Source organism: Enterovibrio paralichthyis, assembly GCF_019209835.1.
Lineage (GTDB): Bacteria > Pseudomonadota > Gammaproteobacteria > Enterobacterales > Vibrionaceae > Enterovibrio > Enterovibrio paralichthyis.
The window spans coordinates 42549-64589 of the sequence record NZ_JAHUTS010000014.1 but is presented as its reverse complement, the minus strand read 5'-3'; the positions used below and the strand labels follow the sequence as shown (position 1 = coordinate 64589).

The 22041-nt window shown below is 49.9% G+C and carries 22 protein-coding genes; 13 read left to right on the top strand and 9 right to left on the bottom strand.

The annotated features are described in order from the left end of the window. Window positions 1–57 precede the first annotated feature (57 nt). Complete coding sequence (locus tag KU854_RS16125; protein WP_218359460.1) at window positions 58–438, bottom strand: CZB domain-containing protein; 381 nt, start codon at window positions 436–438, stop codon at window positions 58–60. A gap of 148 nt (window positions 439–586) precedes the next feature. After that, window positions 587–2014 carry an NAD-dependent succinate-semialdehyde dehydrogenase gene (locus tag KU854_RS16120; protein ID WP_218359459.1) on the bottom strand — a complete coding sequence of 476 codons (1428 nt, stop codon included), beginning with the start codon at window positions 2012–2014 and terminating at the stop codon, window positions 587–589. Window positions 2015–2463: 449 nt separating this feature from the next. On the opposite strand from KU854_RS16120, the gene KU854_RS16115 reads away from it, so the two are divergent. Beyond that, window positions 2464–3723 (top strand): hypothetical protein, encoded by a 1260-nt coding sequence (locus KU854_RS16115; RefSeq protein WP_218359458.1) that lies wholly within the window; start codon window positions 2464–2466, stop codon window positions 3721–3723. Between the two features lie 49 nt (window positions 3724–3772). Here the strand turns inward: KU854_RS16115 and KU854_RS16110 are convergent, their stop codons facing one another. From KU854_RS16110 to KU854_RS16095, 4 genes are all read right to left on the bottom strand, one after another. After that, the gene (locus KU854_RS16110) at window positions 3773–4789 is read right to left on the bottom strand and encodes a bZIP transcription factor (protein ID WP_218359457.1); all 1017 of its coding nucleotides are present in this window, start codon (window positions 4787–4789) and stop codon (window positions 3773–3775) included. Window positions 4790–4920: 131 nt separating this feature from the next. Then, window positions 4921–5850, bottom strand: coding sequence for a DNA-3-methyladenine glycosylase family protein (locus KU854_RS16105; protein ID WP_218359456.1), 930 nt, complete (start codon window positions 5848–5850; stop codon window positions 4921–4923). A gap of 228 nt (window positions 5851–6078) precedes the next feature. Further along, the gene (locus KU854_RS16100) at window positions 6079–6789 is read right to left on the bottom strand and encodes a response regulator (protein ID WP_218359455.1); all 711 of its coding nucleotides are present in this window, start codon (window positions 6787–6789) and stop codon (window positions 6079–6081) included. A gap of 48 nt (window positions 6790–6837) precedes the next feature. Further along, window positions 6838–8451 (bottom strand): ATP-binding protein, encoded by a 1614-nt coding sequence (locus KU854_RS16095; RefSeq protein WP_218359454.1) that lies wholly within the window; start codon window positions 8449–8451, stop codon window positions 6838–6840. A 335-nt stretch (window positions 8452–8786) separates the two neighbouring features. Between KU854_RS16095 and KU854_RS16090 the strand changes: the two genes are divergently transcribed. The 6 genes from KU854_RS16090 to KU854_RS16065 all read left to right on the top strand — a co-directional run bounded on the left by KU854_RS16090 (window position 8787) and on the right by KU854_RS16065 (window position 14570). Next, the gene (locus KU854_RS16090) at window positions 8787–9770 is read left to right on the top strand and encodes a tripartite tricarboxylate transporter substrate binding protein (protein WP_054778316.1); all 984 of its coding nucleotides are present in this window, start codon (window positions 8787–8789) and stop codon (window positions 9768–9770) included. Window positions 9771–9881: 111 nt separating this feature from the next. Further along, on the top strand, window positions 9882–10355 hold the full coding sequence (locus KU854_RS16085; protein ID WP_218359453.1) for a tripartite tricarboxylate transporter TctB family protein: 474 nt from the start codon (window positions 9882–9884) through the stop codon (window positions 10353–10355). Between the two features lie 4 nt (window positions 10356–10359). After that, on the top strand, window positions 10360–11916 hold the full coding sequence (locus KU854_RS16080) for a tripartite tricarboxylate transporter permease (protein ID WP_218359452.1): 1557 nt from the start codon (window positions 10360–10362) through the stop codon (window positions 11914–11916). A 10-nt stretch (window positions 11917–11926) separates the two neighbouring features. Next, a complete protein-coding gene (locus tag KU854_RS16075; RefSeq protein WP_218359451.1) occupies window positions 11927–13129 on the top strand; it encodes a CaiB/BaiF CoA transferase family protein in 1203 nt (400 codons plus the stop codon). Beyond that, complete coding sequence (locus KU854_RS16070; RefSeq protein ID WP_218359450.1) at window positions 13126–13962, top strand: citryl-CoA lyase; 837 nt, start codon at window positions 13126–13128, stop codon at window positions 13960–13962. The genes KU854_RS16075 and KU854_RS16070 overlap by 4 nt, the downstream gene beginning before the upstream one ends. A gap of 191 nt (window positions 13963–14153) precedes the next feature. Further along, window positions 14154–14570: a hypothetical protein gene (locus KU854_RS16065; protein WP_255555600.1), complete on the top strand. Its 417-nt coding sequence runs from the start codon at window positions 14154–14156 to the stop codon at window positions 14568–14570. A 46-nt stretch (window positions 14571–14616) separates the two neighbouring features. Here the strand turns inward: KU854_RS16065 and KU854_RS16060 are convergent, their stop codons facing one another. After that, window positions 14617–14799 carry a hypothetical protein gene (locus tag KU854_RS16060; RefSeq protein WP_054778320.1) on the bottom strand — a complete coding sequence of 61 codons (183 nt, stop codon included), beginning with the start codon at window positions 14797–14799 and terminating at the stop codon, window positions 14617–14619. Between the two features lie 205 nt (window positions 14800–15004). Here KU854_RS16060 and KU854_RS16055 point away from each other — a divergent pair, with 205 nt between their 5' ends. Together KU854_RS16055 and KU854_RS16050 are read left to right on the top strand one after the other, a co-directional pair. After that, complete coding sequence (locus KU854_RS16055) at window positions 15005–15400, top strand: GFA family protein (RefSeq protein ID WP_054778321.1); 396 nt, start codon at window positions 15005–15007, stop codon at window positions 15398–15400. 229 nt (window positions 15401–15629) lie between these two features. Then, a complete protein-coding gene (locus KU854_RS16050) occupies window positions 15630–15917 on the top strand; it encodes a response regulator (RefSeq protein ID WP_218359449.1) in 288 nt (95 codons plus the stop codon). A gap of 46 nt (window positions 15918–15963) precedes the next feature. On the opposite strand, the gene KU854_RS16045 is transcribed toward KU854_RS16050, so the two are convergent. Continuing rightward, window positions 15964–17667 (bottom strand): mechanosensitive ion channel family protein, encoded by a 1704-nt coding sequence (locus KU854_RS16045; protein WP_218359448.1) that lies wholly within the window; start codon window positions 17665–17667, stop codon window positions 15964–15966. Between the two features lie 210 nt (window positions 17668–17877). Between KU854_RS16045 and KU854_RS16040 the strand changes: the two genes are divergently transcribed. From KU854_RS16040 to KU854_RS16025, 4 genes are all read left to right on the top strand, one after another. After that, the gene (locus KU854_RS16040) at window positions 17878–18411 is read left to right on the top strand and encodes a cytochrome b (RefSeq protein ID WP_218359447.1); all 534 of its coding nucleotides are present in this window, start codon (window positions 17878–17880) and stop codon (window positions 18409–18411) included. 173 nt (window positions 18412–18584) lie between these two features. Then, window positions 18585–19385 (top strand): ParA family protein, encoded by an 801-nt coding sequence (locus KU854_RS16035; RefSeq protein ID WP_218359446.1) that lies wholly within the window; start codon window positions 18585–18587, stop codon window positions 19383–19385. 95 nt (window positions 19386–19480) lie between these two features. After that, complete coding sequence (locus KU854_RS16030; RefSeq protein WP_218359445.1) at window positions 19481–20110, top strand: winged helix-turn-helix domain-containing protein; 630 nt, start codon at window positions 19481–19483, stop codon at window positions 20108–20110. Window positions 20111–20115: 5 nt separating this feature from the next. Next, complete coding sequence (locus tag KU854_RS16025) at window positions 20116–20841, top strand: DUF3307 domain-containing protein (protein WP_336245260.1); 726 nt, start codon at window positions 20116–20118, stop codon at window positions 20839–20841. Window positions 20842–20916: 75 nt separating this feature from the next. Here the strand turns inward: KU854_RS16025 and KU854_RS16020 are convergent, their stop codons facing one another. After that, entirely contained in the window at window positions 20917–21876 is a 960-nt protein-coding gene (locus tag KU854_RS16020) for a TerC/Alx family metal homeostasis membrane protein (RefSeq protein WP_255555599.1), read from the bottom strand. Window positions 21877–22041 lie beyond the last annotated feature (165 nt).

The window sequence follows — 22041 nt, the reverse complement described above, 5'->3', positions numbered from 1 at the left end:
ATTATGCACTTAGCGTTGTGGCTGCGTTAAACCCAAGAGGTTGTTTTTCCGCTGGAATTAATTCACGCCGTTTTTCTGCAGCCAATGCTGCCATTCGCGCATCTTGGCGGTGAGGTTTGCTGACAACACAGAAAAGTCACTGCCCATTTTCATTCGCTGATTGGCGGTCTCTTTATCGCCGTTTAATGCGATTTCCAAAATAGTGCCCGCTTCACGGTGGAAGGCGGCGTGCAGGGTGACAATTTCGTCATAGTGGGGTGTTTCTTTGTATTGTTCGTCCATGCGGTAATGGAGCCATTTACCAAACGAACAATTGGTATCGAGTTTCACGCGGGCAGGGGTGGACTCACATTCTCCGGTATCAATGGCAATTCGCAGTTTGTGTTTCCATTTTCCATGGGCACTTACGGCGGCGTCAATTTCATCCATAATCGCCATTTATATCCTCCGATCTTATGTAGCACACCAAGTATTTTGTTGATTAATTGAAGCATAGTTAGGATTGGCTGAATTGGACAATGTGCAACACAGTGAGTAAAAAGCAGAGCCGTAGCTCTGCCTGTTTTGTGAGGATGATGAACAGTGTTTACATACCGCCCAGGCAGATGTATTTGGTGTTCAGGTACTCATTCAGACCCTCACGGGCGCCTTCGCGCCCAATGCCGGACTGTTTTACCCCGCCAAAGGGGGCCACTTCGGTGGAAATAATGCCTTCGTTCACGCCAACCATGCCATATTCCAGTGCCTCTGCAACACGGAACACGCGGTTGATGTCTTTACTGTAGAAGTAGCTGGCAAGGCCATAAATGGTGTCGTTCGCCATTTCAACCAGCTCGTTCTCGTCAGAAAAGCGGATAACCGGTGCGATAGGGCCAAAGATTTCATCCTGAACGATCGCCATATCATGGCTGACATTGGTCAGCACCGTGGGCTCAAAGAACTGACCACCCAGATCACGTCCGCCACAGGCCAATTTCGCGCCTTGAGTAACGGCATTGTCGAGCAGCGACTGGATTTTGGCTTTAGCTGGCTCATCAATTAACGGGCCAATAGCCACGCCGTCTTCCAGGCCATTTCCGACTTTCAGTGCTTCAACCGCAGTAACGAATTTCGCCACAAACACATCGTAAACGGCGTCATGAACATAGAAACGGTTGGCACAAACGCAGGTTTGACCGGCGTTGCGGAATTTAGACGCGATAGCCCCTTTTACCGCCGAATCAATATCTGCATCGTCAAAGACGATAAACGGTGCGTTGCCGCCCAGCTCCATAGAAGCACGCTTCACGGTCTCAGCACTCTGTTTCATCAGGATACGGCCGACATTGGTAGAGCCGGTAAAGGAGATTTTCTGGATATGCGGACTGCTGCAAAACAGTTCACCCACCATCGCTGCTTCTGTAGTCGTAACGATAGGTAGCAAAGCACGGGGTAATCCCGCTTGGTAAGCCAATTCTGCTACGGCATAGGCGCTAAGTGGTGTCTGCGCTGCCGGTTTGGCAATAAAGGCGCAACCTGCCGCGAGAGCAGGGGCAGCTTTGCGGGTGATCATTGCAATCGGGAAATTCCACGGCGTGATGGCAGCAGCAACGCCCACAGGCTGGCGGATAGTCATAATGCGTCGATCACCCAGTGGTGCCGGTATGGTTTCGCCGTAGGCACGTTTGCCTTCTTCAGCAAACCATTGAACAAACGAAGCACCGTAGGCGACTTCACCACGGGATTCTGCCAATGGTTTACCTTGTTCGAGTGTCATGATCCGCGCCAGATCTTCCTGATTATCCATTAGTAACTGATACCAACGGTTCAGGATTTCAGCGCGCTGTTTTGCGGTCGTTTTCGCCCATTCTTTTTGTGCGGACTCGGCGGCAAGGATGGCTCTTTCTATGGTCTCGCGGCTGTGTGATGGGATATAGCCCAATACATTTCCATCTGCCGGGTTGGTTACAGCGATAGCACTGTTCACGTTTTCGCACATTGCAGAAAGCAACGATAGGTTATTAATCTGATCCATTATCCGTGTCCATGTATGGGTGAATACGCTAAATGTCAGACTAACGGCGGAATCATCACAGTGCAAGCCGTGGGAGGCATGCCGTTGGAAAACAGTGATTCCAATAACCGTTTTGTGATTTTTGTGTGCAATATAATGAACAGCTGCTTGCTGGGGCTGACCCAAACAGTCCCGGTAATTGCCCTCTCTGGCATGTGTTTTTATAACGTTTAGAGGTAACTCATTGCCTATTCAATGAATTATCAATACCGGATTTCGTGGTGTAAGAATTACAAGAGTTAACGTGATTAATGTCACATAAAAATGCGAATGGGGCGTGAGCCGCAGGGCTAAATTTAACCTGTGTCATTCAAATACTCCGCCCGCAAAGCAGTGAAAATTATTCATATAAAACAACAAATAATAAGAAATAAGCGGTGCGGATTCTGTCATTAAATGGGGATTAGCCGATGAAACTCGTCAAAGCGACTGTGTGCGCCGTTGCGTTAGCCACTTTGCTCAGTGCCTGTCAGTCAACCACAGAACCACGTCAGATTGCATCCGAAACCAACAAAGCATCGCAGGAAAGCCAGAACACCTTGAAGGTTTATGAGGCTTCAAAATCCAGTTATGAATCCTGGTTGGTGAAAATGGAAGAGAGCAAATCTCTCCGTCTTTACGACAAGGATCTTGTGGAAGACCTTTTTGATGCATGGTCTGAAGCCGTCGATGTTTATGAAGACTTTGCCTCCAATCCTGGCAAAGCGACAGAAAGCTACTCCGTATTTTCATCCGGCACTTATGCGGAGGTATTTGATAAACGTCTTTTGGCGGTGTCCTCGCTCTACGACAAGTTGCAGTCACTCAAATCAGAAGCGGATTCATTGTTAGCCCCCGCAATTGCGGAGATGGCGTACCTGGACAGTATCGAAGCTGAACAGCATTTTGCCTCGCGCTACAAGCGACTGGCCTCTGACTACCGGGCGTTGTTTGAAGACGTGGCGGATAACGATATCGACGATGCGCAGGTTGGTCAGGCTGAGTTTCTTGCCGATGCGAAGAAGCTTGAGGTGGCCGTTGCGCTCAAACTGAATATCGAACCCTTGAAAAGCGATATTGCATTGCTGAGAAAGGAAGGGTTTAAAACCGCGGCTCCCATCAGCTTTACCAAAGCCAATGCGTCGCTGGAGCAGGCGGTGGTAACCGTCACTGCCAACCCTCGGGATAAGGCCGTCATCGCTTCTGCAGTTGGTGATGTCACCTTTGAAATTGAGCACCTTAAACATATCGGTCAGGAGGTGAAGCGTTTCAGGAATGTCGACGACGGCAAGTTTGAACCGCTGATTTTGGAGCTTGAAAACCAGCTGCATGCGATTGCGCAGGCAATGCAACATGACGACCTCCGAGACCAGCCTATGCAGCAACAGGCGTTGGCAATGGAAGAGAAAGCGCAGTCGCTGACCGGTTCAACTGATGTAGATCCGCAGCTCGCTGCGTTAATGGCAAAGCTGGATGCCGTTCAGGCTGACCTGATGGTGTCGCAACAGGAAAAGGAAACGCTGTCCGCCCAGGTTTCAACACTGGAAGCTCAAAACAGCCAAAACGAAGGCTTGATTGACGATTTGAAAATGGTGATTGATACCATCAAACCGCAGACTATGGAAAAAGCTCAACCGGCAACGAATATGATGGAGAGTAGCGGGATGAAAAAGGTAGAGCCTGAAGCCTAAAGGGTATTTGAGCAGAGAAAAGAAGAGCGCCGGTGGGCGCTCTCTTTGATCATGAAACCAGATAGTAGTGCTTGTTCGCCTTCTGGCCGATGGTGCCGGCTTCCATCATTTGTTCAAACAGTTGGTCGACATCGTCGCTGTTCATCAGGAAGTGTTTTGCCACCGCTTTTTTCGAGCAGGTGATCACACCATCTCCGACTGCCTTGCGGATTTTTTCTTCCATGGTTAGTGGTACTTCCGGCTCTGCGGATGCAATGTTCTCCGCATCCAGCTGCGGTTTGTGCTCAAGGTAGCCAATCGGCTGAGGCACATCCTTGGTCGTGACATCAAAGTCGGCATGGCTTTGGTAGAAGCGGCGGAAACGCAATTCTTCACCAATCACACCCACAAAAAACGCCGCAAACAGATCCAGTAGGATAGAAAGGAACACCACCAAACCAAATTGCGCAGCTTGCTGGGAAACGTCAAACGCTTTCGCCAGGCTATCAATCAGGCCGATTGCTGAACCTTGTGAAACCGGCGGCAGGGAATCGCGTTCAGTCGCCAGACGGATTTGTTCTTCACGCAGACGGTTGTTTTGTTCCTGAATGCGGGTCACGCCTGTCGCAATGCGTTCCATTTCAATGTACTTCTGGGCCGCAAGGTTGTTCAGTTCAATTTGCTTGTCGAGCGCGGCGATTTGACGGTCATAGGCGGCGACTTTGGCTTCTTGAATCGAAATGACACCCTGCGCTTTATTGGTCGCACTGTTAATGCCGCCAATACTGCCGCCAATAGAAATGGCTGCCAGTACCAGATAGAAAACCAGAGCCGTCAGCGCACCGGTGTAATTACGGTGTGCGCGGCGCTCGCCATATTCATACCAGGCGTAGAATTTACCCGCCTCAAAAATAATCGCCAGTGTGCCGAAAAGGGCCTTCATTAACGGGTTATCGTCAATGGAAAGAAACAACAGTAGTGAGAAAACCGTCGAGGTGACCACCGCTGCGCCGGTGAAGGTGTAAACGCTGACCATGGCGAATGGTCCCTTGGGATACCGGTATCCCAGCATGTTCTGATAAAGCATAAATGTGTCATTGATCACGGTTCGAAGGTCGGTGGAGCATACCGCAATGATTACGGAGGTTCTGCAACTGTGGCACGTTGGAACGTTCAACTGCTTGTTTCAGCGCCAGATTGTTCCTGTTTTAACCAGCTTTAGTATCCCTGATCGGATTGCATCGCCCATAAATGGGCAGCAACCAGCGCCCGGTAAGGGGAAAAAGGCGCCAACCATTGCTGGGTTTCCTTCTCTGAAGGCTTCTCTTCAAGTGCCAAAAGCCGTTGTAAATTGCGTCTGACAGCCACATCACCATGCAGCGAACCATCGAGATAACCAAAGCCGCGAAGCAGGGTGTAGCTCACTGTCCAAGGGCCGACACCTTTAACCGCCAGCAGGTTTTTGGCAATTGCGGCTGGGTCATCATCAAGGGAAAGGGAGAGCTCACCATCAACCAACTGCTGCGCAACGCGCTGGATGGTAGTGGCTTTGGAGTTGGAATAGCCACATTCGCGATAGATACTGATACCCGTAGCGGCAAGCAAGCCAGCATCCGGTTGGCAAAGCAATCCGCAACTGTGTGGCACACCGGTTTTCTCTATCAGCCTGCGACGGATAGACACCGCAGCTTCCACGCTGATGAGCTGTCCGGTAATTGCCCAGGTAATGGCTTCAAACGGTGTGCCAGTTTGGGGTATGCGCAGGCCATGACTGTGTTTAAGAAGCCGGGAGATATTCGCATCGTTTTTGTACGCTTCCTCAAACGCCGAAATATCCTGCGTTAACCCGAGCATATGGCGCAGCAAAGTTTCCAGTGCTTGCGGGGTGAGGGGAGCGGTATCACCGTCAACGGCCAGCGAGATTTCAGCACTGTTTTGCGACAGCGTCAGAATAAGGCAGCATGGCACGCCGTTAATCAGCATCGCCTTTTCAACGCTATTGTCGGAAACCCGCTCGCAAAGCTCGGTTTTGTCACGCCGGTGAAAGGTAAGGAAATCCTGAAGGCGGAAATCGACAGGCAGGGTAACGCGCGCCGTCAATTCTTGATGCGGGTGGTTTGAGGTTGACGTCTTGGTGTTCCGATTCATCGTGTATATCAAGATTTGGTGGGGTATTCCTCAGAGCCTAGCGGGTTGGGGATCAGAAATCGAGGAGAGTGCATCTAGCGCACTATAACTAAATATGTCGTTTATCATTTGTACAACCAGGATCACAGGCAGCGCCAATGCCAACTGGCTTGGCAAGAAGCTGAACTGCCTGACTTGTCATGAATGTCTGGTTTAAAAAGAAGGCTGCGCGGTGGTTTTCAGCCGCATTCAGGTCGCTTGAATGTAGCGCCTTTCCGGGCGACCAACACTGCCGTAATTTACCTGCGCTTCGAGTTCTTGGGTGCTGACCATGTATTCAAGATACCGCCTTGCCGTGGTGCGGCTTGCCCCAATTAATGCACCGACTTCTTCTGCATTGAATGATTCGGTAGAGCCGGAGAATACCGAGCGGATTTTATCCAGCGTGATGCCGTCGATACCTTTTGGCAGGCGGGTGATGTTGGGCTGGGGTGTGTCTGGTGCAGGCGTGTTGCCCGTCACTCGCTGGGGGAGCAGCGTATCGACATCGGTTTGAGCAAGGTTTTCCATTGCGTGGAGCTTTTCCAAATGGGCGGTATATTGCCCAATCACTTCCTGCAGACGCTCAAACACCAGTGGTTTAAGAATGTAATAGAACACGCCGCCACGCAGTGCGTCGCGCAGGGTATCCACTTCTTTTGCCGCTGTGATGAGAATAACGTCGGTGGCGCTGTTATTGGCGCGCAACTTACGCAGCAGGTCGAGCCCTGTGCCGTTGGGGAAATGATTGTCCAGAAGCAGGAGTTCAGGTTTGAATACGTCAACGAGATCTTCGGCATCTTCCAATGTGTGGGCGATGCCAACCAGTTCGACGCCGTCGATACGTTCCAGAAAGCGTTTCTGTATTTCTGCAATTTGCACATCATCTTCAGCGATGACCAAGCGGATCTTTTCAGTCATAGATACAGCTGACTCCTTGCTTCTCTCTTAATTCTATATTGCTCTAAGCTAGCTTGCTGAAAAGTCAGCCTTCGGGATGTAGACGGTAAACCGGCTGCCGAGTTGGTCACCCGGCTCCAGCGTGACTGTTCCGCCCATTTTCTGCAGCAGTTTGATGACCAGATGCAGTCCGTAACCGTGTCCTTCGCCGCTTTTACTGGTGACGCCTTTTTGGAAAATACGCGCCTGATCCTGCTCCGAAACCCCTTCGCCTTCGTCTTCAATTTCGAAGATCAGGTCGTTACCGAGGTCTGTCATCGAAAGCCGTACTTCCTTGTGTTTGTTTTTGAGCGTTGCTTCCAATGCATTGTCGATCAGATTGCCGAGGATACTCACTAGCTCTTCCCGCGCGATGTGATCGGGGATTTCTTTCATGCTGCTTTCTGGGTCAATTTCGAGATTCAGACCAAGCTCTTTGGCACGGTTGTATTTCCCGAGGAGGCAACCGGCAAGGATAGGATCGGGCACGGCTTCCACCATCAATTGAATGAGTGCTTGGTGGCTTTGTGTTTCCCGCCCAATCAAAGCGAGTGCTTCATCGGTTGCACCAATCTGGATAAGTCCGGCAATGGTATGCAGCTTGTTGGAATACTCGTGGGACTGGCTGCGCAGGGTATCGGCATATTGTTGGATTTGAGATAGCCGTTTACTCACCGCATCCAGTTCATCCTTACGGCGGAAACTGGAAACCACGCCGGTGATCTTGTTGTCCTGCACCAAGGGCAGGCGGTTTACTATCAGGTTTCTATCCTGCAGCCAGACGTCTTTATCGAACTGTGGTTTACCGGAGCGCAGTACTTCCATCAGGCGGCTGTCTGGCAGTACCTCTTCTATGGGGCGATCGGTGAGTCGTGTATTGGCGTCCAGACCAAGGGTATCAACCGCTGCTTTATTGAAGGTGGTGATCTTGCCTTCGCTGTTTACCGCAATGATCCCTTCGCGGACGGATTCCAGCGTAGCATTCCGCTCCTGAAACAGTCGGCCGATTTGCTCAGGCTCAAGACCGAAAATGGCTTTTTTGAAATGGCTGGCGAACCATAGCCCTGTCAGTACACTCAGCACAAAACTGATGACGATAACGACGTAAAGCGTATCCCGGTATCGATCAATGGTTTCTTCAACAGACGTCAGCATAAAACCAACTGACACTATGCCCATCACCTCTTCGCTACTGCGGTCGAAGATAGGGGCTTTGCCCCGAACCGATGCCCCAAGGCTTCCCACTGCTTTCTGGATATAGGGTTTGCCATAGAGCAGCGCAGGCTCGTTGCGGTCGCCATCGTCGTCGTACATTGGCTTTCCAATGCGTTGCCAGGAAGGGTGGGCAAGCCGGATGCCATTGCGGTCACCAATCACGACAAAACGGGCATCGTTGACCGAAGCAAGATCGAGGGTGAGGGGCTGTAGCAATTCGCTGTCGCGCTGTTCAACCGCTTCAATCACTTCAGGAATGGAGGCAATGGTTTTGGCGACGTGTAATGCGCGCAGGCCTATTTGTTCATCCAGTGATTGTGTCAGGTAGGTAAGGGCAAAATAGCCGATAAATCCGGTTTGTAGTAGCGCCATCATGCCCAGAATGAGCATCATAAGGGTTTTCAGCTTGAGTGCGCGAAGGGAAAGCATGGGTAGTCAGTACCTTTTAGTTACAACCATCGAACAGGCGCAGTGGCCGCGTTTATGTCCAGGCAGTTTCAGGTTACCTGAGTCTCTCAATCTATCTTATTGAAATGGTGATTCTTTGTGGTGTGTCACGCAAGTGAACAATATGCACAAAATGTTTTTTAAAGTTTAAAAAAACATTAAACACACAAGCTTTCCAGATATTCATCCTGCCAATAGGTTTGAAAGCGTAGGGCAAAGAAACCGAATAGGTGCATTGCACTGAAACGCCAGGTTGAGCGTGTAGTTCGGAATAAAACTATCTCGTCCAATGGACGGCACGACATGAGGAAAAACCTATGATTTCAACACTGTTCGCCAAAAAACGTTCGCTCGTTGCAGCATTGGCGCTCACTTCAGCACTGAGTGCAGGCATGGCCAATGCGGCCGTTGAGGAAATTCACTTCCTGGTACCTGGTGGTGCTGGTGGTGGTTGGGATGGCACCGCGCGTGGTACCGGTGAAGCGCTGTCAAAAGCAGGTCTTGTCGAGACGGTTTCTTACGAAAACATGTCTGGCGGTGGTGGCGGTAAAGCCATTGCGCACCTGATTGAAGTGGCGGATCAGGCAGATAACACATTGATGGTGAACTCAACCCCTATTGTTATTCGCTCTTTGTCGAAAGTTTTCCCTCAATCGTTCCGCGACCTGACGCCGATTGCGGCCACCATCGGTGATTACGCTGCCTTTGTGGTGCCGACAGATTCCAAATACCAAAACTTTACGCAGTTGATGGATGACTACAAAGCCAATCCTCGTTCTGTGTCTGTGGCTGGCGGTTCATCCCGTGGCGGCATGGACCACCTTGTTGCAGCAATGGCTTTTAAAGCAGCAGGCGGTGATCCAAAGCGCGTGAAATATGTCGCTTACGATGCAGGTGGTAAAGCAATGGCGGGCATGTTGTCGGGTGAAACCCAGGTGCTGTCTACCGGTTTCTCTGAAGCGCTGGCGCTGAAAAACGCCGGTGAGGTACGCATCCTTGCGATGACTGGCCCTGAACGTTCACCTGCGGCGGCGGATGTCCCAACCCTGAAAGAGCTGGGCTATAACGCAGAGTTCACCAACTGGCGCGGCTTCTTTGGTGCACCTGGGCTGTCGGATGAACAAGCGAACGAGTATGCGGCTGTACTGGAAGAAATGTACACCACGGATGCATGGAAAGAAGTGCGTGACCGCAATGGCTGGACTGAAATCTACAAGCCACGTGCAGAGTTCGTGACTTTCCTTGAAGGTCAGGAGCAGGAAGTGGGCGAGCTGATGAAAGAGCTGGGCTTCCTCAAATAAATAAACAGACCGAGGGCTCATTTGAGCCCTCAATTGAAGCCAATGGAAAGGCTTCAACCGAGTAAACAAGACGGAATGTTCCGTCTTCTTCTGTAGTTCAAGGAGTGTCAGATGGTTGTCACTAAAGACCATATCGGTGGTCTCATATTTCTCTGTCTTTCAGTGGCATACGGGTACTACGCCCGTGTAATTCCCATGCTGCCCGGCGATGAGTACGAACCGTTTAATGCCCAGACTTTACCTATTGCGCTTTCATACATGGGTGGCGTACTCGGCATATTGATGCTGGTGACAGGTCGCCGCGGCGCTGAAAGCAAACTCAACCTTGCGGGGTTGGACTTTGTTCTGGTCACCAAGCTTTTGGTGCTGATTGTTGCTTTCGCTTTTGCGTTGGAGTGGGTTGGCTTTCTGCTCGCGACTGTTTTCTTTCTGGTTGGTGGTTACTGGATTCTCGGTGAGAGAAAACCAAAAACCTTGTTTATTGCCTCAGTGCCCTTTGCGGTAGGCATCTGGTTCACGTTGGCAAAACTGCTGGATATCTATCTGGCACCGGGTCGTTTGTTTACCCAAGTGTTTGGAGGCTAAGGCTATGTGGGAAGGAATCGCAACAGGCTTAAGCACAGCGACAATGCCTTTTAACATCCTGATGGTTGTGGTTGGCTGTTTTGCCGGTACCTTTATCGGCATGTTACCGGGTTTGGGGCCGATTTCAGCGGTCGCATTGATGATCCCGATTACTTACGGATTGGATCCTGCGTCAGGCATTATCCTGATGGCGGGTGTGTACTACGGAGCCGTTTTCGGTGGCTCAACCTCTTCTATTCTGATCAACGCACCTGGGTGTTCAAGTACGGTCGTGACCGCGTTTGATGGTTATCCTATGGCGCAAAACCGTCAGGCGGGTAAAGCGCTGGCGCTGGCGGCGTACTCCTCGTTTACCGGTGGTACGATTGGCGCGATCATTCTGTTGTTTGCTGCACCGGCATTGGCGAAAGTTTCCCTGAGTTTTCAGTCGGCAGACTATTTTGCGCTGATGATCCTTGGCTTGACGGCAGTATCGGCATTTGCCGGTAAAGGGCAGGTACTGAAAGCGATGGCGATGACAGTCTTTGGCCTGATGATTGCCACTATCGGTACGGATGTGATCACCGGCGCGCCACGCTTTACGTTTAACAATATCGATTTGGTCGACGGTATCAGCTTCCTGCTTCTGGCAATGGCGACGTTTGCGCTGGCAGAAGTTGTCATGACCGTGCTGAAAGGCCAGCATAAGGAAGAAGAGCCCGACATGGATATGGCGGCGCTTGGCAGCATGAAGCTTTCGAAAGAGGAAGTGAAAGAAGTGGCGCCAACCATTGCACGTTCTTCTGTGTTCGGATTCTTGGTCGGTGTTTTGCCTGGTGCAGGTGCGACCATTGCTTCTTTCCTAGCTTATGGTCTGGAGCGAAATCTCGCGCCAAAGCGGCTGAAAGAGAAGTTCGGTAAAGGGGCATTGCGTGGTCTGGCTGCGCCTGAGTCAGCAAACAATGCGGCATCTACTGGTTCATTTGTTCCGTTGCTGACGCTGGGTATCCCGGGCTCAGGCACAACGGCGATTATGCTTGGGGCGCTGATCGCCTATGGCATCCAACCGGGCCCACGCCTGTTTGTCGATAATCCGGATGTGTTCTGGTCGGTCATTATCTCCATGTACTTCGGTAACCTGGTGTTGCTGATCCTGAACTTGCCGCTGATCCCTTACATCTCACGTTTGCTGGTGATTCCGCGTCCAATTCTTATCCCGCTGATTTTGTTCTTCTCCATCACGGGTGTGTATCTGGTGAGCTTTAATACCTTTGATATCAACATGATGGTGATTATCACCATTGTGGCGATATTCCTGCGCTTGCTGGATTTCCCTATGGCGCCAATGCTACTGGGCTTTATCCTTGGCGGGATCATGGAAAACAATCTCAGTCGCTCGATGACCATTTCAGACGGTAGTTTGAGCTTCCTGTGGGAGCGACCGCTGACACTGACCATTATGTCTATCTCCGTTTTTGTGCTTATTTTGCCGCTGCTTCGTGTGTTAGCAGAAAAAATGGGACTGGGTCGTAAAGCCAAACCGATGGAAACCAGTGCAAGTACTGACAGCGGCGAAGGTTAGGAGTGGGCGAATGAGTAGGATGTTGTCTAAATTTCGCGTACTTGATTTAACCAATGTATTGGCAGGCCCATTTGCCTGCCACCAACTGGCGCACATGGGGGCTGACGTCATTAAAGTGGAAGTTCCCGGTAGTGGGGATTTGGCTCGTCAGTTAGGCGCAGATCCAGAACTGAATGCCCGGAAAATCGGTGTTTCCTTCCTGGCACAAAATACCGGTAAGCGCTCAATGACTTTGAACCTGAAAGACCCGGAAGGCAAAGCCGTGCTTAAAGCACTGGTAAAAACCGCGGATGTGCTGGTGGAAAATTTCAGGCCAGGAGTGATGAAGCGGCTAGGGCTGGATTATGACGTACTGAAAGCGGAAAACCCGGCGCTGATTTACTGCGCGATTTCGGGGTATGGCGCAGAGGGGCCAATGAAAAACCTGCCCGCGTATGACCAGATCATCCAGGGCATGTCGGGTGTGATGTCGATTACCGGCAGCGAAGAAAGTGCGCCGCTGAGGGTGGGCTATCCCATCGCCGATACGCTGGGTGGCATGACGGCAGCGTTTGCCATTTCTACGGCGTTGGCAGGTCGTTCACAAAGCGGTGAAGGCTGTTTTATCGATGTCTCTATGCTTGAGTCGACGCTCGCCACCATGGGTTGGGTAGTTTCCAATTATCTGATTGCCGGGAAAACACCGGTACCGATGGGGAATGATAACTTTACGGCCAGCCCATCCGGCGCATTCAAAACTGGCGAAGGCCTTATTAACATCGCAGCAAACAAGCAGGAGCAGTTTGAATCGGTTTGCGAGGTGATAGGAAAGCCTGAGCTTAAAACCGACGTTCGCTTTTCAGAAAGACAGGCTCGGTTGCAAAACCGTAAAGCGCTGACGGAGATTCTTGAAGCGGCTTTTGCCTCTCATCCTGCTGAACATTGGGAAACTGTGCTGAATCAACACGGAGTGCCTGCCGGTCGCGTGATGTCGGTACCTGAAGCGCTGGATCTTCCGCAGGTTAAGCAGAGGGAGTTTGAAGCAGTATTTGATGATGTAGACGGCGTTGAGCAACCGGTACATGTTGCCCGTCCGGGATTTCTGGTCGACGGAAAACGCCCGGAAGTGGGTTGTCCTCCGCCTGCACTGGGTGCAGATTCCAAAGCCATTCTTCATGACCTTGGTTACAGCCATGCTGATATCGAACAACTGGCAGAGCGAGGTGTGATATGACTATTCATCGCCCGGATTCAGGGCCAGAAAAAGCAGTCGCTGATTGGTGGCGCACTGAAATCATAGATATGAAGCCCGGAGAGATCAGCTATTTTGGCTACCCGATTGAATCCTTGATTGGCAATGTCAGTTTCACCCAAATGGTCTGGCTGATGGTGCAAGGCGAGCTTCCTTCCCCTGATAAGGCAAAGTTATTGGATGCGGCCTTGATGTCTGCCGTCGACCATGGCCCTCAGGCACCAAGTATCGCCATAGCACGGATGGCGTCGACCTGCGGTGTTGGGCTTAACAATGCGATGGCCTCAGCGGTTAACGTATTGGGTGATGTACATGGTGGAGCCGGTGAACAAGCCGTTTCGCTTTACCGGATGATTTATAACATCATGCAGGATGAGCAGCTTGACGTTGCCGCGGCAACCCAAAAGGGATTGGCATGCCAACGGGAGCATTTCGGCAAATTTATCCCGGGTTTTGGTCACCGCTTCCATCCAGTCGATCCGCGTGCGCCGCGCTTGATGGAATTGGTTGAAAATGCAGTTGGCGAAGGCATTGTCGAAGGGCGCTATCTGGCAATTGCGCAGCAGGTTGAAAAGCAGCTTTTTAAGGACAAGGGAAAATCTATTCCCATGAACATTGATGGCGCGACAGCCGTTATTTATGCAGAGCTTGGTGTTCCTGCTGAGCTGTCACGGGGATTGTTTTGCCTTTCACGTTCGGTTGGTATCCTCGCCCACGCCTGGGAGCAGACACAACAGGGGGGCCGCAACAAAGGCCCCATTCCGCGTGATTTGTTGTGGACCTATGACGGCCCCCAGAAAAGAGACCCTAACTAGTCCACCAATAGGTGGGCTTATTTTTTGGTCTGCTATTGAACGCTGTTTTTTATTTTTGGTAGAGTGACCTTTACAGAAGGTTTTTTGTCTCTATGGCAAAGCCCGGAAGCAGTTTGATACATTTTGCTAACGTGTTTTGGATATGGAATTGTTAGACTGAAACGCACACAGCGTTGTTTAAAAGGAATGAAATGATGAAGCTGATCATGCCCATATTGGTTTCACTAATGCTTACCGCGCCAGCATTGGCGACCGAAGAAGATAACAGCTGGGACAAAGCAAAAGAGTCTGCTGGCGAGGCTTGGAAGTCAGCTAAGGAAGCCGGTAAAAACGCCTGGGACGCGACCAAAGAAAAAAGCGAAAAGCTGATGAAAGATGCGGAAAAGGAAGGGGGCGATCTTTGGGACAGCGCCAAAGAGAAAAGCGCTGAACTTTGGGAAAAAGGCAAAGAGAAAGGCGGTGAATTGGTGGATGAGGCCGAAAAGAAAGCCGAGGAGTACATGAAGCCTAAAGAAAAAGCGCCGGAATCTGATTTGCCAGCCGAACCTGACACCACGCCGCAACCTGACAACAATCAAGATGTCGGAAACTTTAATCAGTCTGCATGATCATATGGCAGGGAATTGAATGAAAGTTTGCTTCGAGCTCGCTAAATTAGCGGGAACCTTCCAGTTCATCCAATCTGGCCTCATGGCCTAAAATTGCATCCGCCTGTTCTGCAGGCGTTTTTAGTTTTTTCAACGCACCATCCAACATTAAATCCAACGTGTCGACAGTCTTTGCGCGACGAAAGAATATCAGCCACTCAGTGCGGTTCTTCGGTAAGGGTTGAGACATGAAACTCCATGAATATAAATAGTGGTGAATTGAAAGTATTTTAGCAAAATATTGCAAAGCTGGCAGAGTTAACAACATTAAAGCAGTCGTCATGTGTGTGCTGTAATCGAGACATTGAATGATATTTAAAGTAAACAGTGTTAAGTAATGAAAACACGCACTGGTTTTCATCAGCTAAAAATGTTTAACAAGGAAGTAGAACAGAATGATCAAACAAGTTGGCGAAACAGAGATTAAAGAAAAGCACAAACTCACCTGTCATTGTGGTGGTGTGGAAATGGAATTGTCTTTACCCAATGGGATAGAAAAGCCACGTCGTTGCGACTGCTCAATCTGCCGACGTAAAGGGGCGATTGTGGCGTCGGTCAAACTTGATGGCATCCACATTGTGAAAGGGCAAGAACTGTTAAAGCTGTACCAATTCAACACCAAAACCGCGAAGCACTTTTTCTGTTCGGAATGCGGCATCTATACCCATCACCAGCGTCGTTCTGACCCCTCAGAGTATGGATTTAACGTCGGTTGTCTTGAGGGCGTAAACCCGTTCGATTTAGGTGAGGTGGTCACCAATGATGGGGTTAACCATCCTGCCGATAAGTAATTCTGGTTAGTGTAACAGGTTACCAAACTGCAATTTTTGGTGATTTGTACCTAAATGTCAGGGTGTTGAGCTATCCATCAGTGCTGTTTTTGCTGCCGGCTTTTGAGGGCGTGATATGTTGTTGAGTAAGTCTTATGGATGGGCTTCAGACTACTCAAGTTTCGTCATTTAGACGTTTATTAGACGGGTTGTTTGAATTCTGCTGGAACGGAATTTCAATGGAGTGCTTATGACAAACAAATATCAATTTTTCACGATGCCGGATTCAAACCGCAAACAATTTACATTTCTAGATATGGCATCTGAAACCTTCCTCGCTGAAAAAGAAAGCTTGTTGGAGCAGGGTTTTGAGGTCGAGGATGATTCTATTTACGCGGAAAATGCAGAAGAAGCCGTTGAAAAGTACAAATCCAATTATGTTTATGCACTGGAAGAGTACAACACCTCAACCAACCCGTTCTATAGCCTGGTGTTAATTCAAAAATGGTTTATGGGATTGTTCGGTAAAGCCAAATAAACCCAAACAACAACGGAGAGGGAGGCGAGTGCCTCCCTCTCTTTTTTTATGCGTCTTTTTCCGGCGCAGGCGGCAATTGCCCCGATGCCATATGCAGGTGGACATCCTGTTGAGGAAACGGAATAGAGATGCCTTCTTTGTCAAAGCGGATTTTCACTTCTTTGGTGACATCCCAGTAAACATCCCAGTAATCATCGGTTTTAACCCAAGGACGCACAATAAAGTCGACCGAAGAACTGTTCAGTACGTGAACTTTAATGATCGGCTCTGGCGAGCGAAGTACTGAAGGGTGATTGGTGACGATGTCCGTCAGAATTTTTTCGACAAACAGTACATCGTCGCTGTAACTCACACCAAAAACCATATCAACGCGGCGCACACGCTCGTGAGTCACGTTCTTAATCACGTCGCCCCAGATTTTGCTGTTTGGCACAATAATAATCTGGTTGTCGAAGGTTTTGATGGTGGTGTTCACCAGACTCATATGGCTGACCTTGCCTTCTACGCCGCCGGCTGCAACGTAATCGCCAACGTCAAAGGGGCGGTAGATCAGAAGCATCATACCCGCTGCGAAGTTGGAGAGTGTGTCTTGCAACGCGAAACCGACAATCACACCAGCGATACCGAAACCTGTCAGGATTGGCGTCAGGTTCAGGCCAATTTGCGAAAGCGCGATAAGGATACCGATAAACCAGACAGCCTTACCGGACATGGAGATAAAGAAGTCCTGCATGAGCTGCGAGAACTTTAGGTTCTTGGCTGCAACGGCTCTTTTCACGACTTTTCGGGTCAGGTTGGCGATTTGTCGTGCAATAAACAGAATGACCAAAAACACCAGCAATTGGAAAATATGCTGGGGGGCGTTTTCAACCAGCCAGTTCCAAAATTTGGACGACCAGGTTTTAACAATGGAAAGCAGTACGTCGCCTCGGAGGAGATCCTGAGTAACGCTGCCGGTAACCTCGAAATAAAGGCGTTTGTACTCTGCAGTTTCAATGCCGACACCGTCAGCCAGTTCGATCATCACTGACAGGCTTTCAGTCGTGATTGCCATTCTGCGTTGGGTGATCAATTGCCTTAACTGAATAGAGGCTTTTTCAGATTCTGGTGCAACTTTCAGTTGTGCGGCATCGGCGCTGAGTTGCTGGCGAAGGTATTCAACATTGGCGCCCAGTTGTTCAATGCGGCGATCGACGTCTTTCTTAAAGGCTTCCTCGGCTTTAGGTGGGAGGGCATCAAGCGCTTTTAGCCAAACGATATTTTGCGACTGTTCCTGATACATACTGTCGAGATATTTTCTCGACTCTTCGTAATCACCGAGGATAGCGAACTTGTCTTCGCTGTTGGCGTTACTTAGCTCTTCTGAAAGCTGTGTTGAACGCTCGGACAGGTACTTCATTCCCTGGTTGTCATACTGTTGCTGCTGTTTGACCAGCTCTATCAAATAGGCTCGGTCATAGTCGCTATTTTTCACGCCAGCTGCTAACAAACTCCGGAGTTCCGCATTTTTCTGGAACATTTGCAGTTGCAATGCCAGCTTATCTTCACCGCTGGCACTGTTCTGTAAGGCAGCTAGATCTTCCAGCTCCTTGTGAAGGGTGTTTACCTGGGCTTTCCATTGCTCGAAAGCACTTGAAGCAGCAGGCGCAGCCGATGGGGCGGTTTCCGTGGATGCGGACAATGGGGGCGCAACGAGTAATGTGAACAGTAAAATGGGCAAAACGAAAAGGTTGGCAAAGCGGGACTTCATGAAAGCGTCTCCATCATCTTTCAGGTTAAGACTGCAAGTATGGCAAATCAGACCGCGTTCGGTATCGGTTGTGTCTCTCACATTTGCACATAGTTGTAATTAGGTTTGAATGGACGAGTTTTACGCTACTTTACATTAGGTTGGTTGTTTGCAAATCAAAGTGAGCGCACAATTGTTGAGCATCTTAAATTGAAATGGAGAGTTCAATAAATGAGTACGCCCTCGGCTTTATCCAAGCCTACCATTGCGTTCCACTGGATTGTCGCTATTGCGATCATTGGAATGCTTGCTTTCGGCCTTTATCTGGAAGATTTGCCGAGAAGTCCCGAGAAGGGAGAACTGATGGGACTTCATAAATCGTTCGGAGTCGTTGTGCTGATGCTGGCGTCGCTGAGAATTGTATGGCGAGTTAAAGAGGGGCCAATTCCGGCTATCGGCGATGCATCAGGTTGGCAGGAGAAAATGGCGAAAGGCATTCATCACCTGTTACTGTTGGCGACCGTTTTAATGCCAGTCTCCGGCATTATGATGTCGGTTGGTGGCGGTCGTGGTCTGGATGTGTTTGGTATTAACCTGATTGCTGCCGGTGAAAAAATCGAATGGCTGGGTCAATTAGGCGGCGCGACCCACGGCGTGCTGGCGAAGATCATGATTGCGGCTATCTTGCTTCATGTGTTGGGCGCCATTAAACACCACGTGTTGATGAAAGATAATACGTTGACCCGTATGCTTGGAAAATCTTAATCCATACATTGCTTTGAAACGCCTGCTTTGCGGGCGTTTTTTGTTTCTGGCAGAGGTAATCGGGATCCATCTTCATGTATTGGTCTTTTCAGACTGTTACCATCGCCTATTAGTTTGCACAGTTTGTAGTCGTGCTTTTTCAAATCCTTTTTTCAGACAATGGAAGGCGGAAAATGCGACGCATAATTTTCAATCAGAAGGGTGGGGTCGGTAAATCCAGTATTACGGTTAATCTGGCTGCGTTAAGTGCTGCGAGCGGAAAGAAGACGCTGCTGATTGATTTGGATATACAGGGCAACAGCAGTCACTACCTCGGTGTAGATATCAACGCTAAAAATGACCGTACCGTGGCAGACCTGCTCGACCAGACAGTATCCTGGTTTTCGACTTCTACACCTATCAAGCAGTTTCCCCAAGCCACAGCTTACAAGAATCTCGACATCATTCCCTCAAGCCCACGACTCGCTGCGTTAGAACCCGAGTTTGAGCGTCGTTACAAAATCTATAAGCTGCGTGATGCGTTGGATGAACTTGAATCTGAATATGAGCGGATTTATATCGACACGCCGCCCAATCTCAATTTCTACAGTAAAGCGGGGCTGATAGCAGCGCATAAACTGTTGATCCCGTTCGACTGTGACAGTTTTTCTCATCAAGCCCTGCTGACATTGATGGATAACCTTGCTGAGCTTCGTGACGATCACAACCGCAACCTGAAACTTGAAGGGGTGGTGGTGAACATGTTCAACGCGCAGGCAAAATTCCCGGCACAGATCATCGAGAACGTCAGGGATTTGGGTTTACCTCTGTTGGAGCCTTTTATTCCCCAATCTGTGAAGATGAAGGAATCTCATTATCACCAGAAACCGCTGGTGCACTTTGCCCCTAAACACAAGCTCGCAGAGAGTTTTCAGGCGCTTTATGACAGCCTGGAAGTAGAAGCGAAAGAGCCTGCAAGTGATGAAATGGCGTAACATGTATCCTGGTTACGTTATTGAGTAACTTTTGACAAGGTTACGTTATTGGGTAACAATTTAATTTGTTACATATATGCGTAACTGAGGTGCGTGTGAAAAAGAACTATGCAGGGGTAATAACAGGCGATTTAGTGGGCTCGACCGAGGTCACTGAGTCGGCCCGGCGGGAAGGTCTTGAAGCGGTACAACAATGTTTTGCGGCCTTTACTGGTGATAGCAGCGGGGAAATCTACCGCGGCGATGCTTTTCAGTTGTACACCACGTCACCGGAAAAGCTGCTTTTCATGGCATTGAAGCTGAGACTGTCTTTGATCGAACTGGGTTTGGATGCCCGCCTGTCGATGGCTGTAGCAGAAGCAGAAGATCGCGAGTTGCCGGTGCGTATAGCCAACAATTCTGAGGCATTTACGCTCTCCGGACGCTTGCTCGACGGCATGAAAAGTCAACGCTTTGCCTTTGCGGCAGACGAAGAAAGTTTCAGCGGTGATGTTGGCATGATGGTCGGTTTTCTGGATGACCAGATCAGCCAGGTGACGGCCAAAATGGCGCAGGCGCTGGTGCTCTGGATGGACAATCCGAGCTTGCAACATGCTGCGTTGGCAGAAAAGCTAGGGATCAGCCGAAGTGCGTTCACTCGGGTCATCAACCGCGCAAACTACGGGCGCGTTGATGATGCGCTTAAATGGTACGTCTACCGAATCAAGCGATATCAGGAGTCATAGTTTTGGTGGTAACCCTTTTACTGGTGCTCGTGGTCGTTCATGTCGTCACTGAGTTTTATTTAGCACCTCAATTTGCGGATAAGAAATCACCGCTTGTGCTGGCATTGGCCTTCCAGCTGGTGGTGACATTCGCGGCACTGGCAATATCCGGCATTCCTCTTCTGATCACTACATTGGCGACAGGTGCGCTGATGCTGCAATACGGGATACTGACCGGCTTGCTGGCCCCGTTGGCAGCGTCTCTGAAAGGGTTATTGTTTAAGCAGTTGATACATCTTGCCTGTATTACTGTTTTGGTGTTGCTGGTGGTAGGGCAAGATGCTCGGGAGCATGCCTGGCTTGTGCTTGATAACCTGAATGGACAACTGTTGCTGTGTTGGGGGCTGGCTTATTTGCTTGCATTGAAGCCTTCATCAACCGCGATTTCCCTGTTGCTGAAAAACTGGACTGATGAGCTTTCTGAAACAGAAGACACAGGCCGCAACCGGCCGCTGAAAGAAGCGGGAACCTATATTGGCTATTTCGAACGAACCCTGATGGTGACCTTTGTGTTGTGGGGACAATTGCCGGGCGTAGCGCTGGTGTTGGCGGCAAAATCGGTATTCCGCTTTGGTGACCTGAAAGATCACGGCAGCAGGATGTTTACCGAATATGTCATGTTGGGGACATTTGCCAGCACATTGGCGGGGATCAGTTGCGGTTTACTCGGCGTGTATCTCGGCAATCTCTAACGCGGCAGGCAAGATATTCAGAAAAGAGAAAAGAGAAAAGAGAAAAGGCACGCAAGGTGCCTTTTCTTTTGTTCGTTACAGAGGCGCTTTTTCAAGCTGGCGCTGCTTCCATACTGAAGCGGCGATACCAATAGCCAGTGAGCTGACAATCACACCTAAAGAAACCGGCGTCGCAATGGCGAACGGGGTATCAATGAGCAGCATCTTCACACCGATAAAGCAAAGCATGAACGCCAGTGTGTGGTGTAGGTAAGCAAACTTGTTCAGCATACCGCCCAGCACGAAGTACAGAGAACGCAGACCCAGCAGGGCAAACACGTTAGCAGCCAGTACCAGGTATGGTTCCTGTGTTACCGCGAAAATAGCCGGGATTGAGTCCAGCGCGAACATCACGTCTGTCATCGCGATCACCATCACCACGACCAGCATTGGTGTTGCCATTAGGCCAATCGAATCACGGGTGAACAGTTTGTTGCCATGATAATCCGGGCTCACGCGCAGGAAGCGCTTGATCAAACGCACTGCAAAGCTGTCTGAGAATGATTCATTATCTTCACCGTGTTGGCGCCACATTTGAACGCCTGTCCAGATCAGGAAGAAACCGAACACGTACAGGATGATGTGGAACTTGGCAATCAGCGGTGCACCCAGCGAGATCATAATACCGCGCAGCACCAGCGCGCCAACAATACCCAACATCAGGATACGTGGAACGTTATTTTCCGGCACTTTGAACTGCGTAAAGATCAGGGCGAACACAAACAGGTTGTCTACGCTCAGTGATTTCTCAAGCAAGTAACCGGTAATAAATGATGTTGCTGCTTCGCCATTTGTCAGGCCGCTGTGCGGTGACATTTGAGGCCAAAAGTAGTAAATCGCACCGGCGAAAACAAAGGCCAGTGAAAACCAGAATACACTCCAAATTGCCGCACTACGGAAACTGATTTTTCCGCGCGTCAACAACAGGTCGATACCCAGCATCAAAAGGGTAAGAACTAAAAGGCCGTTATAGCCAGCAAATAGTTCGAAGGACATGATACCTCCAGCGTGCGGAGGTGACAGGACGAGGATAATCACCTGACCAGCCGCACAGCTTAAAACAATAGTTAAGTAAGTGCGTTGGTCTTGTCAGAACACAATGATTTGTGTTCTCGCGTGCCGGAAGCGAAAGCTACGGGATGACGACAGCGCGACGAAATG

Excerpts from the sequence above, each read along its gene's own strand:
- KU854_RS16035 (WP_218359446.1), top strand. The coding sequence starts at position 18,585 with ATGCGACGCATAATTTTCAATCAGAAGGGTGGGGTCGGTAAATCCAGT.
- KU854_RS16080 (WP_218359452.1), top strand. The coding sequence starts at position 10,360 with ATGTGGGAAGGAATCGCAACAGGCTTAAGCACAGCGACAATGCCTTTT.
- KU854_RS16065 (WP_255555600.1), top strand. The coding sequence starts at position 14,154 with ATGATGAAGCTGATCATGCCCATATTGGTTTCACTAATGCTTACCGCG.
- KU854_RS16125 (WP_218359460.1), bottom strand. The coding sequence starts at position 438 with ATGGCGATTATGGATGAAATTGACGCCGCCGTAAGTGCCCATGGAAAA.
- KU854_RS16100 (WP_218359455.1), bottom strand. The coding sequence starts at position 6,789 with ATGACTGAAAAGATCCGCTTGGTCATCGCTGAAGATGATGTGCAAATT.
- KU854_RS16020 (WP_255555599.1), bottom strand. The coding sequence starts at position 21,876 with ATGTCCTTCGAACTATTTGCTGGCTATAACGGCCTTTTAGTTCTTACC.
- KU854_RS16070 (WP_218359450.1), top strand. The coding sequence starts at position 13,126 with ATGACTATTCATCGCCCGGATTCAGGGCCAGAAAAAGCAGTCGCTGAT.
- KU854_RS16055 (WP_054778321.1), top strand. The coding sequence starts at position 15,005 with ATGATCAAACAAGTTGGCGAAACAGAGATTAAAGAAAAGCACAAACTC.
- KU854_RS16075 (WP_218359451.1), top strand. The coding sequence starts at position 11,927 with ATGAGTAGGATGTTGTCTAAATTTCGCGTACTTGATTTAACCAATGTA.
- KU854_RS16085 (WP_218359453.1), top strand. The coding sequence starts at position 9,882 with ATGGTTGTCACTAAAGACCATATCGGTGGTCTCATATTTCTCTGTCTT.
- KU854_RS16115 (WP_218359458.1), top strand. The coding sequence starts at position 2,464 with ATGAAACTCGTCAAAGCGACTGTGTGCGCCGTTGCGTTAGCCACTTTG.
- KU854_RS16050 (WP_218359449.1), top strand. The coding sequence starts at position 15,630 with ATGACAAACAAATATCAATTTTTCACGATGCCGGATTCAAACCGCAAA.
- KU854_RS16040 (WP_218359447.1), top strand. The coding sequence starts at position 17,878 with ATGAGTACGCCCTCGGCTTTATCCAAGCCTACCATTGCGTTCCACTGG.
- KU854_RS16045 (WP_218359448.1), bottom strand. The coding sequence starts at position 17,667 with ATGAAGTCCCGCTTTGCCAACCTTTTCGTTTTGCCCATTTTACTGTTC.
- KU854_RS16120 (WP_218359459.1), bottom strand. The coding sequence starts at position 2,014 with ATGGATCAGATTAATAACCTATCGTTGCTTTCTGCAATGTGCGAAAAC.
- KU854_RS16110 (WP_218359457.1), bottom strand. The coding sequence starts at position 4,789 with ATGCTTTATCAGAACATGCTGGGATACCGGTATCCCAAGGGACCATTC.
- KU854_RS16060 (WP_054778320.1), bottom strand. The coding sequence starts at position 14,799 with ATGTCTCAACCCTTACCGAAGAACCGCACTGAGTGGCTGATATTCTTT.
- KU854_RS16090 (WP_054778316.1), top strand. The coding sequence starts at position 8,787 with ATGATTTCAACACTGTTCGCCAAAAAACGTTCGCTCGTTGCAGCATTG.
- KU854_RS16105 (WP_218359456.1), bottom strand. The coding sequence starts at position 5,850 with ATGAATCGGAACACCAAGACGTCAACCTCAAACCACCCGCATCAAGAA.
- KU854_RS16095 (WP_218359454.1), bottom strand. The coding sequence starts at position 8,451 with ATGCTTTCCCTTCGCGCACTCAAGCTGAAAACCCTTATGATGCTCATT.